At 72.0% G+C, this 453-nt stretch carries 1 pseudogene; it reads right to left on the reverse strand.

Going from position 1 to position 453, the window contains the following annotated elements:
* Nucleotides 1–453: pseudogene (locus tag RM572_RS29210) on the reverse strand (hypothetical protein); the annotation flags it as partial.

Genomic DNA, 453 nt, shown 5'->3' on the forward strand with positions numbered 1-453 from the left:
CTGCCAGAACGTGTACAGGGCGGCCGGGGCGACCGTGAGGTGCGCGGCCTGGTCGGCGAGGAAGATGCGGACGGGGTGGTCGACGGTGCCCCACAGGCCGCTGCCGTCGCCGCCGCTGGTGGCCGGGGCGGCGGACAGGCCCTTGAGCGCGGCGGAGGCGACGTCGCCGGCCGTGTCCAGCATCAGCACGATGAGGCTGAGCCCGCCGAACAGCGCGGCCGCCTTGATCCAGTTGGCGACCTCGTGCCAGCTGACGTGCCGGACCTGGGAGACCTCCTCCCAGCGCTCGTAGAGGAAGCCGTCCTCCTCCCACGACTTCTTCCACGCGGCGCGCAGCCCGGCGAAGCGCTTGGGGCGGGGCCAGTCCTTCGCGTCGAGCGGCGGGGGCGTCTGGTTGAGGACGTCGAGGAAGGACGGGTTGTCCTGGCCGTTGACGGGCTTGTCGTTGTAGGT

Source organism: Streptomyces hazeniae (assembly GCF_031845485.1).
GTDB lineage: Bacteria > Actinomycetota > Actinomycetes > Streptomycetales > Streptomycetaceae > Streptomyces > Streptomyces hazeniae.